The sequence below is a fragment of the Streptomyces sp. NPDC044704 genome (genome assembly GCF_056433525.1).
In genome coordinates this window covers 470,011-482,201 of sequence record NZ_JBWKGY010000004.1, presented here as the reverse complement: position 1 = coordinate 482,201, position 12,191 = coordinate 470,011, and the positions used below count along the sequence as shown (strand labels likewise).

Here is a 12,191-nt window from a genome sequence, read left to right as displayed (position 1 = left end):
GCATGGCGTCACCAGCAACCGCGCGGACGGTCAGGCCGCTCGCCGCACTGCGCTTCGACACCTCGGGGCCCCCGCAGCTCATGGGCCCCGTCACCGACCACCTGCGCGCCCTCGGCGCGCGCCCCTGCTCCACCGGCGAGAACCCGTCCGAGGGCCCGGGCCGCTGCTCCCTCGCGGGAGACGGCTTCCCGGAGGTCCGCGCGGTCTCCGCCTGGGCTTCCGCCAACAGCGGCATCGCCAACAGCGGTATCCCCGACAGCGGCATCGTCGACGAGGCCACGGCGCAGGCCGCCACCGGGGTCATGTCCGTCCACGGCCGCCGGGACGGCGGCCCACGCGGGCTGGCCGCCGACTACGTCGCGACGGCCACCGCCGTCCTCACCGTCCAGGGACTCCTCGCCGGCCTGCTGGGCCGGGCCCGCGGCGGCGGAGCCACCGAGGCCACCACCACCGCGGACCGGGCCGGTCTCCTCACCGTGTCCCAGTACCTCGCCGCCGCCGGAGCCGACGAGGCCGAGGCCGCCGAACTCGCCCCCGGGGGACCCCCCTTCACCTCCGCCGACGGGATCCTCTTCGAGCTGGAGACCCTCGACCCGGGCGCCTGGGCGGCGTTCTGGCGGGACCTGGACGCGCCCGCCGACGCCCTGCGGGCCGGCTGGCGCCCCTTCCAGTTCCGCTACGCCACGGCCTGCGCCCCCTTCCCGCCCGCCCTCCACGCGGTGACCCGGGCTCACCCGATGCGCCGGATCACCAGCGCGGCCGTCCTCTCCGGCGCCCAGGTGTGCCCCCTGCGCACCCTCGGCGAACGCGCCGCGGAACACGACGGGGCCCCGCCCTGGTCACTGCGTCCCCTGGACACCGCCCGCGCGGAGTTCCCCGACCGGGCCCTCCCGGCCGGCCGCAGCACGGGCCCGGGGCCCGCCCCCGGCCGGCCGCTCGCCGGGCTGACGGTCCTGGAGGCGGGCCGCCGCATCCAGGCACCCCTCGCCGCGCACCTGCTGGGACTGCTCGGCGCCGACGTGATCCGCATCGAGCCGCCCGGCGGGGACCCGCTCCGCGGCATGCCCCCCGCCTGCTCGGGCGTTTCCGCGCGCTGGCTCGCCCTCAACCGGGGCAAACGGGCCGTGGAGATCGACATCAAGACAGCCGCCGGCCGCAGCCGGCTGCGGGAGCTGGCCGCCGGAGCCGACGTCTTCCTGCACAACTGGGCGCCGGGCAAGGCCGCCGCCCTCGGCCTGGACTCCGACGACCTCGCACGGGTCAACCCCGCGCTCGTCCACGCCTACACCGGCGGCTGGGCCGGCCGGATCGACGACGCCCCCATGGGCACCGACTTCATGGTCCAGGCCCGCACCGGCGTCGGCGAGGCCGTCCGCCCCGAGGACGAGCCCCCCGCCCCCTCCCTGATGACCCTGCTCGACGTACTCGGCGGGCTGCTCGGCACCGAAGCCGTACTCGCCGGCCTCCTGCTGCGCGAACGCACCGGCCGCGGCGTCCGCGTGGACTCCTCCCTCCTCGGCGCCGCCGACACCCTGACCGCCCCGGCACTGCGGCGAGCCGCCCGTGGCGAGAACCCCCGCCGGCCCGCCGGATTCCGCCGCCCGCTGCGCACCGCCGACGGCTGGATCGCCCCCGCCGACGACAGCGCCCCCGCCGCGGCCGCGTACGCCGCGGACCTGCGCGGCCGCACCACGGCCGACGCCCTCGGCCGCCTGCGCGCCGACGGGCTCGCCGCCACCGCCGTCACCACCGACCTGTCCGCCCTGCACCGCGATGCGCGCCTCAGCGGCCCGATCGGCCGCGACCCGTACGGCGCCCCGACCGTCCCCGACCCCTGGAGCTTCGCGTGACCGCCAACGGACCCGCCCTGCACGACCTGCTGCCCGCCGAACTGCGCCGCTCCTGGGTGGTCGACGGCACCTGCCCCGACCTCGACCTGTACAGCCTCTTCCGGGCCCACCAGATCGCCGATCTGCACCGCACCGCCGTGCTCGACGCCAAGGGGGCCCTGTGCTACACCGCCCTCGACCGCAAGGTGCGATGTCTCGCGGCCGGCCTCAGAGCGCTCGGCATCCGCCCCGGTGAGGTGGTCGCCGTACAGCTCCCGAACGACCGCGGCGCCGTCATCGCCGACCTGGCGCTCGCCGCCCTCGGCGCGATCGCCCTGCCCTTCCCCGTGGGCCGGGGCGTACTGGAGGCCGAGTGCCTGCTGCGCCGCGCCGAAGCCGTGGCCGTCATCGCCGCCACCGACCACCGCGGCACCCCGCACGCCGCCGAACTGCTCACCCTGTCCGCCGCCCTGCCCGCCCTGCGGCACGTCATCGCCGCCGGTCCCGGAAGCACCCCCGAGGGAGCCGTCCCGCTCAGGGCGCTCCTCCGGTCGGACCCCAGCGGCTTCGCGCCCGCCCGGCCCGACCCCGACAGCGCGGCCCGGATCCTCGTCTCCTCCGGTTCGGAGGCGGAGCCGAAGATGGTCGCGTACTCGCACAACGCGCTGGCCGGTGGCCGCGGCAACTTCCTCGCCTCGCTCATCCCGGACCGGACCCCGCCGCGCTGCCTCTTCCTCGTGCCGCTGGCCTCGGCGTTCGGCTCCAACGGAACCGCCGTCACCCTGGCCCGGCACGGCGGCACCCTCGTCCTGCTCGACCACTTCACGCCGGACGCCGCGATCGAGGCGGTGCGCGCACACGAACCGACGCACGTCCTGGGCGTCCCCACGATGATCCGCATGATCCTCGAACGCCTCGACGGGCCCGAACGCACCGACGGACGGTGTGAGTTGCCCGCTCCCACCGCCCTGGTCCTCGGCGGGGCACCCCTGGACGAGACCACGGCCGCGGCCGCCGCGAAGGCGTTCGGATGTCCCGTGGTGAACCTCTACGGGTCCGCGGACGGGGTCAACTGCCACACGGGGCTCGGACACACCGTTCCGCCCACCGACGGCGAGGGCCTCATCGCGGGCCGCCCCGACCCCCGGGTCGCCGACATCCGCATCGCCGACCCCGTCACCCACGCCCCGCTGCCCGAAGGCCAGTTGGGGGAGATCGTCTCGCGAGGCCCGATGACCCCGCTGTGCTACGTCGCCGCTCCCGAGCTCGACGCCCGCTACCGCACCCCCGACGGCTGGGTCCGCACCGGAGACCTCGGCTTCCTGGACACCGACGGGGCCCTGCACGTCGTGGGCCGGCTCAAGGACATCGTCATCCGCGGCGGTGCCAACATCAGCCCGGCCGAGGTGGAACGCGAGCTGACCTCGCACCCCGACGTCCGGGACGTGGTCTGCGTCGGCGTCCCCGACCCGCTGATGGGCGAGCGGCTGGCCGCCTGCGTGGTGGCACGCGGCACGGGCAGGCCCACCCTCGCCTCGCTCTCCGCCCACCTGTCCGGCCGGGGCCTGGAACGCTGCAAGCACCCCGAGCGGCTCCTGACCGTCGAAGCACTCCCGCTGACCGCGGCCGGCAAACCCGACCGGGCCGCGCTCCGCGAACTCGTGACCCGTGCTCGGGCAGGGGACGACGGCACGGCGGTGGCCCCGCTCGCCCAGGCCGGATGACACGAGGGGGCCCGGCGGCCGATGCGGCCGCCGGGCCCCCTCGTCCCGCCGGCGGTTCAGGAACCGGCCATGGCCTTCTTCAGCCCGGCCGCCGCCTCCCGGTAGACCGGCAGCAGATCGAGGTCCTCCCCCGGGTAGTTCACGATCTTCACCTGCCGGGCCCCCGAGTCGGGCAGCACCGTACCGGTGGACATGTGCGCGTTGTCCAGGACGAGCGCCGGCTTCTTCGCGGAGAGCTCGGCGAGCTGCGCCGGGGTCACCGCCTCCGGCCCGTAGGTGCCGACCGTCGTGGCCCCCGCCAGCTTCGCCGACCACGCGGTGAACACCTGCGTCACCACCGAGGGGCTCCTGCCCCCGGGCCAGGCCGCCCGCACCTCCGCGTTCAGCTCGGCGTACGTGGTGTCGAACCCGGCCTTCCAGCGCGCGGCCGCGTCCTGCGTGCCGAACAGCCGGCCCAGCTCGGTCACCTCGGCGCGCACCGCGTCCGGGTCGTTGTCGAGGTTGACCTCGATCAGCTTCGCCTTCGACCCCGCCGCCTCCTTGATCTTCGCGGCGTACGGTTCGAACGGCGCATACAGCACGAAGTCCGCCCGGGCCACGGCCGCGAGGTCCGAGGGCTTGGGGTCGTAGTCGGGGGCGTGGTGCACCGACTGCGGCACGATCACCTTGATGTCCTCCGCGCCGGCCGCCTTGGCGAAGGCCCCCTCCCAGGTCGTCGTGACGACCACGACCGGCTTCCCGCCGCGCGACGGACCGGCGGCGTCGGAGGCCGCCCCGGGGGAGGCGGTGGGGGAGGCGCCGCTCCCGCAGCCGGCGCAGAGCAGGAGGGCCGAGCTCAGTGCGAGGAGGGAAGGGACTCGGACGAGGTGGGGCGCCATGAGGTGGTTCTCCGTTCGGGGACGAGATGGACGGCGAGGACCACGGCCCCCGCCGTCAGGACGAGGACGGGGCCGGGAGGCCAGTCCAGCCACAGGGCCAGCAGGAACCCGGTCAGGTTCACCACGAGGCCGATGCCGACCGCCCACAGGGTGATCGACGTCAGGGAGCGGCCGAGGCGGCGCGCGGCCAGCGCCGGCAGCAGCGTCAGGGCGTCGACGAGCAGGGCGCCGGTGAGTTTGATCGCCCCCGCCACGGCGACGGCCACCAGGACCAGCAGCGCCGCGGTCAGGGCCCGTACGGCCACACCGGAGCACTCGGCGAGTTCGCGGTCGTACAGCAACAGCCCGATGTCGCGCCGCCGCCACCAGAACAGGCCCGGCACCGCCACGGCCAGCACCCCCAGGACGACGAGGTCGGCGGCACCCACGGACAGGACCGACCCCCACAACAGGGCGAACGCACCGGAGGCGTTGACCCCCGACACGGCCAGGACGAGCAGCGCGGCCGCGATGGCCAGACTCATCAGCAACCCCATCGCACCCGACAGGCCGTCGGGCGTACGGGCCAGCGGGGCCACGCCCGCACCGGCGAGGGCGCAGGCGACCAGCGCGCACAGCATGGGGTCCAGGCCCGTCAGCAGCCCGACCGCGATGCCGAGGAGCGCGACGTGCATCATGGCGAACCGCACGGGCATGATGTCGAGGCCCACGATGACCACACCGATCACCGGCAGCCCGACCGCGGCCAGCAGCAGGGCCAGGCCGGCCCGTTGTACGGCCAGCAGCCCCAGCAGGTCACCGAGGTCGGCGGTGGCGAGGGTCACCGGACCTCCCGCAGCCGGCCCGCGGCCATCTCCAGCACCCGGTCGCACCGCTGGGCCATCGCCCGGTCGTGCGTCACCACGATCAGCGTCACCGGCAGCGCGGTGAGCACGTCCGCCGCCCGGGACTGCCCGTCGAAGTCGAGGGCGGCGGTCGGCTCGTCGGCCAGGACCACCTGGGCGCCGGCGGCCACGCAGCCGATCGCCCGGGCGAGGTACATGCGCTGCAACTGGCCGCCGGAGAGCGTGTGCAGGGGCCGCCCGGTGAGGGCGCCCACCCCGAGCCGGTCGGCGGCTTCGGCGGCCTCGGCCGCGGCGGCGCCGGCGGCGAGGAGCTCCGAGCCGAGCAGCGGGAACCGGCCGGCCGCCGGCTTCTGCGGGATCCAGGCGCAGGCCCGCCGCCGCCAGGCCCACTCGGCGGCCGACCCGGTACCCCGGCCGCCGACCAGGATCGATCCCGTCACCTGCCGGTGCAGCCCGAGGACGGCGCGCAGCAGCGTGGTCTTGCCCGAACCGTTCGTCCCGGTGAGCGCCACCCGTTCGCCCGCGGCGATCTCCAGGTCCACGTCGGCGACGGCCTCGACCCGCCCGTGCCGGCAGGCCACTTCCCGCATGCGTACGTCCAGCCCGCCCATCTCACGCCCCTCGATCCTCCGTAGCAGGAGTGGGCCGGGCCGGATGTCCGCCCTCCCACGCCACAGGAGTCGGACGCCGGGCGCTCCGGGTTCCCGACCGACACCACCTACGCTGTGCGGGTGACACCCACCGACCACCGCAGTGATCCCGCCCGGCCCGCAGCCACCAGCCCCGAGGGCTCCGTCCTCTTCCTCCGCGGCTGAGACGGGAACGGCAAGTGACCCCGTACTCCCTCGCGTTCTACACCGACGTCGTCACCACCGGCACCGTGCTCGGACTGCGTCCCACCGACCCTCCCGAGCGCGTCGCTGAAGTCCTGGGGCCGGACTTCGCCGAGAACGTCCTCGGCGCCGGCGCCATGTTCCGCGACTACGGCCTCGCCGAGTTCTCCTGGCACCGGGCCGACGCGGGACGGCCCTGGTCCGGCCACCACTGCACCCTCCAGGTGCACCGGCTCGCCCGCCGCGACCGCACCCTCCCGGGCCCGGAACTCCGCGCCCGCTACGGGCGCTTCGCCCCCCGGCTGCGCTTCGCGAAGCTCCGCGGGCTGCTGGAACGGCGCGGCGTCCCCCTGATCGAAGTACCGGAGAGCGCGGGGAACGCACCGTACTTCCGGACGTTCTGGCAGCCCGGCTCCCGGGTGTCCGTGTCCGTCATCGGCACCTACGGCGAGTACAGCACCCCGGACAGCCTCCGCGTCGGCGACGTCTACGCCGTCCAGGCACCGCTGACCCGCGAGGAAGTGGAATGGCGCCGGGCGCGGCGCGCGTCCGCGGGGCCGCCGGCCTCCCCGGCGGCGCGGTAGATCGGTTCGCCGGGGTACCGCACCCCTGCCGGGGCCCGCGCGGGTGCGGCAGTATGCTCCTGCACGCCCCTACCCGAGACCGGAGCACGGTGATGTTGGCCCACGAGTACGGCTACCAGGTGTTGCCCGGTCCGGCCCTGGAGACGCCCGGAGTCGAGGCCGTACTCCGGCGCCGTGAACGGGGCCTGAAGCGGGGCGCCCTGCTCCTCGCGGCGGAGGCCGTCGCGCTGGTCGCCGTCCTCATGGCCGTCGGGGCCACCTCCACGGCGGGCGTCGTGACCGCCGCCGGGTTCGCCCCCGTGATCGCGGTGACGGCGGGTCTGCTGCTCCTGTGGCGCAGGGCCCGGCGCAAGGAGCGGCTCGTCATGGCCACCTACGGCTGGCAGGTGTGGCCCTGCCGCGCCCAGGACGTACGGGTGGTGTCCGCGGAAGGCGAGCGCGCGGGCGGCCGGCGGTGGGGGACCGACGGCCGGATCGTGCTGCTGCAACCGGACGGCCAGAGCCACTGCTCGTTCCCGCCGCCCTGGGACGGCTGGGACGGCCCCCGGGTTCCCCGGCAGCAGGCGGGCGACCAGATGTGGTTCGCGGGCGACACCCGCTTCGGGGGCATGCTCGCCGCCCCCGGCGGTCTCCCGTTCCGCTACGTGGTCCGCACCAAGCCGGGCCGGCGCGGGGGCTCGGCGGCGGAGGACGAGTCGGCCCGCCGCACCGGCCTCATGCCGCGGAACTGGAAGCCCCGCTCCTGACGCCCGTCCTCCAGGCCGCGCAGGACACGGGTGTCCGAGTGTCCCCCTACCCCCGGTCCCCAAGGACCCCGGTCCGTATGCCCCTTGACGTCACCGGGCCGCCGACCCGGTCCCGGGAGCACCCGACTACAGTGGCGCCCGATGACGGGCGGCGGAACGCGGCGACGGAACCGGCACCACCTCCACGCCCGAACCCGCCGAACCCCGCACGCACCCGGGAGCCGTGACCCCTCCGCCTCCCGCGGCACCACCCCAGGAGCCCGCCCGTGACCCTCCGCCGCCCCCTGCACCTGGCGCCCGCCCACGAGCAGCTCTCCGCCCTGCGCGAGCGGACGGTCACCAGCCGCGCCCTGCTGGAGCGGTACCTGGAACACCTCTCCCGGACCGGACCCGGGCTCAACGCCGTCGTCACCCTCGACGCCGGGGGAGCCCGCGCGGCCGCCGATGCGGCCGACCGCCACCTGGCCGCGACGGGCGAACCCCTCGGCCCGCTCCACGGCCTGCCCATGACCGTCAAGGACGCACTGGAGACGAAGGGGCTGCGCACCACCTGCGGTTCCCCCGGCCTCGCGGAGCACGTCCCGGAACAGGACGCCGACGCCGTCGCGCTCCTGCGGGCCGCCGGCGCCGTCATCATCGGCAAGACGAACGTCCCCGTCATGTGCCAGGACATCCAGACGTCGAACCCGCTGTTCGGCAGCACCCGGAACCCGTACGACGACACGAAGACCGCCGGCGGATCCTCCGGCGGGGCCGCCGCGGCCGTCGCCGCGGGCCTCACCAGCCTCGAAGTGGGCTCCGACCTCGCGGGCTCGCTGCGCCTCCCGGCCGCCTACTGCGGCGTGTACGCACTGCGCCCCAGCGGCGGCGCCGTCCCCACCCGCGGCCACGTACCCCGCCCGCCCGGCTGGCTCACCGGCTCCGACATGCTCGCCGTCGGCCCGATCGCCCGCACCGCCGAGGACCTCGGCCTCCTCCTCGACGTGCTCGCCGCACCGTCCCCGGCCGATGCCGCCGCCTGGACGCTCACCCTGCCGGCGCCCGCGCACCGCAACCTCGCGGACTACCGCGTCGGCCTCTGGCAGGACGACCCCCACTGCCCCGTCGACGGGGCCACCCGCGCACTCCTGGACCGGGTCGCCGGGCTGCTGCGCTCGGCCGGCGCCACCGTCGACGCGGACGGCCGGCCCGTGGAACTCGCCGACAGCGACCGGCTGTTCCAGCGGCTCATGTACGCCACGACGAGCGCCACCGCCACCGACACCGGCTTCGCCGACGAGGTCGCGGCCGCCGACGCGATCCCCGCCGACGACCCGCGGGGCCTCTTCCCGCGCTCCCGCACCATGCGGCACCGGGACTGGCTGCTGGCGAACGAGGAGCGGGAGCGGCTGCGCGCCCGGTGGGCCGCCTACTTCGCCACCCACGACGTCCTCGTCACCCCGGCCGCCCCGACCGCCGCCGTCGACGACCAGACCGCCGTCCCGGTCCCGCAGCGGTACGTCACCGTCGACGGCGAGAAGCGCCCGTACTTCGACCAGACGGCCTGGCTGAACCTCGCCGGGCACGTCAGGCTCCCGGCCCTCGTCATGCCCGCCGGGCGGACCCCCGACGGCCTGCCCCTGGCCGTCCAGATCATCGGCCCGTACCTCGCGGACCGCACGGTCGTCGCCGTGGCCGGGCACCTGGCCCGCCACCTCCCCGAGCCGGTGCGGCCGCCCGCGTTCACCGCGTGACGGCCACGGCTCCGGCGGCCCGCCCCGGCGTCGTCGTGCGCCGCACGGCCCGCGCCGGAGGGGTCAGGAGATCGCGTACCACTGGCTGGCCCAGCCGGTGTTGATGGTGCTGGTGGACTGGTCGGCGAGGTTCACGGACGCCGGCAGGGAGGTCTGGCCCGTCAGGAGGGTGCTGTAGCGCAGCTGCGGCGGCGTCAGGCCGGCGTTGACCGAGATGCCGGCGCCCGTCGCCTTCAGGGTGAGGGCGTTGGTGGCCCAGCTGCCGTTCAGCAGGAGCGCGATGAAGTACGTCCCGGGTGCGGCGGTGAACGGCTTGGCCAGGGGGAACGGCTTGGCGATCGCGTCCGTCATCAGCTGCGGCGAGACGTCCGCCGTGGACCCGACCAGGGTGCCGCGGGCGTCGTACACGCCGAGGTAGCAGTTGGACAGCTGGGCGTTCGGGTCCACCCCGGCGAGGCCCAGCCAGATGTTCGACCAGGTGATCTGCTCGCGCAGGACGATCCGCACCAGGGTGACCCGGCCGCCGACGCCCGCGGACGACTGGGCCGTCACGTGCCCCGCGTCGTTGGGGTCGCCGGTCCACGCCAGCAGGTTCTGGTCCTGGGGCAGGGGCCCGTCGAACCCCGGACCGCCGCCGCTGCGGACGGGAGCGGGCGACGGAGCCGCGGAACTCGCGGCCCCGCGCGGACGGTCGTCCTGGGCCGTGCAGCCCGTCAGGACGAGGATCGCCGCGAGGAAGGCGGCGAAGCCGGTCGTGACGGTGGTGGTGCGGGTGCGCATGGTCCCCCCATGAGGTGCGTGTGTGCCGAGGGGACATGGTCACACGGTCCCGCGGCGGCCGGCCGGCCGGATCCGCGCGGGTGCGGGTGGCCGGTTCCATGGGCTATATTGGATCTTGAGCTCGCGGCCGCGACACGCGGTGGTGGGCCCCGCGTTGGTGGTCCAAGGAAAGACGCCCCACTTCCCGTGGGGAAATGCAGGTGCGAGGCCTGCCCAGCGCTCGGACGAAGGCCCCGGTCTCCTCAGGGAGACCGGGGCCTTCTCGTACGCTCAGGCCTTCGTCCAGCGCTGTGACGCGGACCCGGAGCACGACGACGTGACGAGGCCACTGCCCATCCCGGTGTCCAGGCAGCCGCCCGAGAACTCGCTCCGCAGGCTGCCGCCCGCACCGGAACGCCACAGCCGGCCGATGTCCTGGGCGCAGTCGCCCACGAACACCGCCTGGCCGAGCATGTTGGCGTACAGGCACTGGCCGCTCTGCTGGTTGACGAGCTTGAAGGTGCCGTCCTGCCGTCCCTGTACGGTCCACCGCGCGCTGGAATCCGAGCAGTCGCCGTGGTCCGAGGCGCCGAAGACCTGGGTGACGCAGCTGCCGTCGTTGCCGTTGCGGTAGCGCTGGGTCCCGGACGGGGGCGGCTGGGGCGGCCGCGGGGGAGTCGGAGCCGTGGACGTCTTGCCGCCCGAGGGGGGTGTGACCCCGCCGCCGGAGTTCGCGGAGCCCCCGGCCGCGCCCGCCCCGCCCGCCCCGTTGGGGGTGCCGGGGTCGCCGCCGCCCGGGCCCGGACCGGGGCCGGGGACGGATCCGGGATTCCCGGGGAGCGTCCCCGGGGGACTGCCCGCCGCCCCGCCCTGCCCGTTCGCCTGGCCGTCGCCCACGGGCTGGTCCTGGGGCGGCGACTGCCCGGGCGAGGGCGACCCGGACGGGCTGCCGCTCACCGGGCCGGAGGGCGTCGCCGTCGCACCCGCCGCGGGCGGCGCGGCCGGGGCGAGCGGGGTGGACTGCGCCTTGGCCTCCGGGGTGGTCGTGTACGGCAGGTTCTGGACGAGGAGGGTCGTGCCGCCCGCGACCACGACGACGGGGACGACGGCGAGCAGGACGCGGGTGCGACGGCTCCTCCCACGGGGCTCGGGCCGCCCCTCGGGGCGGGACCCGGTCGCGGGGTCCGGCTCGGGCCCCTTCTCCGGCGCGGCCGGTTCCGGCGCTCCGGGTCCGGCCGCCGGTTCCGCTCCGGGCTTCCGGCCCGCGAGCGGGAGCGTGGGCACGTCGACGTCCTGTACGTCGGCGGCGAACGCGGCCCGCTGGGTCAGGTGCTCGGTGATCGCGGCCGGCCAGAGCGGGGCGGTGAACGGCCCGTGGCGGGAGGCGCGTTCGAGGAGCTCGGCGGCGGTGGGCCGCCCCTCGGGGTCCTTGTCCAGGCAGGCCGCCACGAGCTCGGCGAGCTCCGGGTCGAGCTCCCGCAGGGGCTCCAGGTCGGGCTCCTCGTGCACGATGCGGTACAGCACGCCGTGCCCCGACTCCTCGCCGAAGGGCGGCCGGCCGGAGGCGGCGTACGCGAGGACCGATCCCAGGGCGAACACGTCGGTCGCGCCGCTCACCGCGCGCTTGCCCGAGGCCTGTTCGGGCGCCATGTAGGCGGGCGTGCCCACGACCATGCCGGTCCTGGTCAGCTGGCTCTGTTCGGCGGCCCGGGCGACTCCGAAGTCGATGAGGGTGAGGCCGTCGAGGGTCAGCATCGCGTTGGACGGCTTCAGGTCCCGGTGGACCATCCCCAGGGCGTGCACCGCTTCCAGGCCCGCGGCGGCCTCCCGCAGGAGCAGCCACAGGGCCCGCGAGGACAGCGGGCCGCCGTTCAGGTCGACGGCCTCCCTCAGCGTGAGCCCGGGGACGTACGCGGTGGCGAACCACGGCGGCCGCGCGGTGCGGTCGCTCGCCAGCAGCGGGGCGGTGGCCCCCGCGGGCAGCCTGGACAGGTTGTCCAGCTCGTGCCCGAAACGGCGCAGGAAGTCCTCGTCCTCACCGACCACGGACGACAGCAGCTGCTTGACCGCGACGTACCGGCCCTCGTGGACCCCGAGGTAGACCCGGCCCATCCCGCCCGCCCCGAGCCGGCCCGCCAGCGGGATCTCCCCGATCCGCCGCGGGTCCTCGTCCTCCAGCGGCTTGGCTCCGCTCCCCCTCAGCTCTAACACGTCAGCCCCATCGAATTGGAAACATTTCCAGAAACCTACCCGATGGGCC

The 12,191-nt window shown here is 75.7% G+C and carries 10 protein-coding genes; 5 read left to right on the top strand and 5 right to left on the bottom strand.

Annotated features, from left to right (window positions below; genetic code table 11):
- The first annotated feature begins 2 nt into the window (after positions 1-2).
- Positions 3-1,850 (top strand): CoA transferase, encoded by a 1,848-nt coding sequence (locus AC07B0_RS13075; RefSeq protein ID WP_478898031.1) that lies wholly within the window; start codon positions 3-5, stop codon positions 1,848-1,850.
- Positions 1,847-3,553, top strand: a complete 1,707-nt coding sequence (locus AC07B0_RS13070; protein WP_478898029.1) for a class I adenylate-forming enzyme family protein — start codon at positions 1,847-1,849, stop codon at positions 3,551-3,553. The genes AC07B0_RS13075 and AC07B0_RS13070 overlap by 4 nt, the downstream gene beginning before the upstream one ends.
- A 56-nt stretch (positions 3,554-3,609) precedes the next feature.
- Here AC07B0_RS13070 and AC07B0_RS13065 read toward each other — a convergent pair whose 3' ends face one another.
- The 3 genes from AC07B0_RS13065 to AC07B0_RS13055 are packed head-to-tail and all read right to left on the bottom strand — an operon-like array spanning position 3,610 to position 5,887.
- The gene (locus AC07B0_RS13065) at positions 3,610-4,431 is read right to left on the bottom strand and encodes a metal ABC transporter substrate-binding protein (RefSeq protein ID WP_478864263.1); all 822 of its coding nucleotides are present in this window, start codon (positions 4,429-4,431) and stop codon (positions 3,610-3,612) included.
- On the bottom strand, positions 4,389-5,255 hold the full coding sequence (locus AC07B0_RS13060) for a metal ABC transporter permease (protein WP_356873105.1): 867 nt from the start codon (positions 5,253-5,255) through the stop codon (positions 4,389-4,391). The genes AC07B0_RS13065 and AC07B0_RS13060 overlap by 43 nt, the downstream gene beginning before the upstream one ends.
- Positions 5,252-5,887 carry an ATP-binding cassette domain-containing protein gene (locus AC07B0_RS13055; protein ID WP_356873103.1) on the bottom strand — a complete coding sequence of 212 codons (636 nt, stop codon included), beginning with the start codon at positions 5,885-5,887 and terminating at the stop codon, positions 5,252-5,254. The genes AC07B0_RS13060 and AC07B0_RS13055 overlap by 4 nt, the downstream gene beginning before the upstream one ends.
- 218 nt (positions 5,888-6,105) lie before the next feature.
- On the opposite strand from AC07B0_RS13055, the gene AC07B0_RS13050 reads away from it, so the two are divergent.
- The 3 genes from AC07B0_RS13050 (at position 6,106) to AC07B0_RS13040 (ending at position 9,172) form a co-directional block, all read left to right on the top strand.
- Entirely contained in the window at positions 6,106-6,693 is a 588-nt protein-coding gene (locus AC07B0_RS13050; protein WP_478898027.1) for a hypothetical protein, read from the top strand.
- 92 nt (positions 6,694-6,785) lie between these two features.
- Positions 6,786-7,439 carry a hypothetical protein gene (locus AC07B0_RS13045; RefSeq protein WP_478898025.1) on the top strand — a complete coding sequence of 218 codons (654 nt, stop codon included), beginning with the start codon at positions 6,786-6,788 and terminating at the stop codon, positions 7,437-7,439.
- Positions 7,440-7,705: 266 nt separating this feature from the next.
- The gene (locus tag AC07B0_RS13040; protein WP_478898023.1) at positions 7,706-9,172 is read left to right on the top strand and encodes an amidase; all 1,467 of its coding nucleotides are present in this window, start codon (positions 7,706-7,708) and stop codon (positions 9,170-9,172) included.
- A gap of 63 nt (positions 9,173-9,235) precedes the next feature.
- On the opposite strand, the gene AC07B0_RS13035 is transcribed toward AC07B0_RS13040, so the two are convergent.
- Both AC07B0_RS13035 and AC07B0_RS13030 read right to left on the bottom strand, forming a co-directional pair.
- Positions 9,236-9,952, bottom strand: a complete 717-nt coding sequence (locus tag AC07B0_RS13035; protein WP_356873095.1) for a hypothetical protein — start codon at positions 9,950-9,952, stop codon at positions 9,236-9,238.
- A 270-nt stretch (positions 9,953-10,222) separates the two neighbouring features.
- On the bottom strand, positions 10,223-12,142 hold the full coding sequence (locus AC07B0_RS13030) for a protein kinase domain-containing protein (protein ID WP_478898021.1): 1,920 nt from the start codon (positions 12,140-12,142) through the stop codon (positions 10,223-10,225).
- Positions 12,143-12,191 lie beyond the last annotated feature (49 nt).